Below are 332 nucleotides of genomic sequence, written 5' to 3' on the forward strand. Positions count from 1 at the left end.
CATGAGAAGGCTGGTAACGTGGCGGCCGCCCAGTTTCTGCGCAACCTCGTGGCCGCCGTCCCCTACGCCATCCACACCGTGCTCACCGACAATGGCATCCAGTTCACCAACCGCACGCAGGACCGGCACGCCTTCGAGCACATCTTCGACCGCGTCTGTCGCGACAACGGCATCGAGCACCGGCTCACGAAAGTGAAGCATCCGTGGACGAATGGTCAGGTCGAGCGCATGAACCGCACGGTCAAGGAGGCCACCGTCAAGCGTTTCCACTACGACAACCACGATCAGCTCCGTCAGCATCTCCAAGACTTCATCGACGCTTACAACTTCGG

1 protein-coding gene is annotated in these 332 nt (G+C 60.8%); it reads left to right on the forward strand.

All coding sequences use genetic code 11. From position 1 onward, the window contains the following. Positions 1-332, forward strand: a 332-nt coding sequence (locus tag EN852_RS37480; RefSeq protein ID WP_135879815.1) for an integrase core domain-containing protein, incomplete at both ends; no start/stop codon positions are given.

The sequence above is a fragment of the Mesorhizobium sp. M2E.F.Ca.ET.209.01.1.1 genome (assembly GCF_004010375.2).
GTDB lineage: Bacteria > Pseudomonadota > Alphaproteobacteria > Rhizobiales > Rhizobiaceae > Mesorhizobium.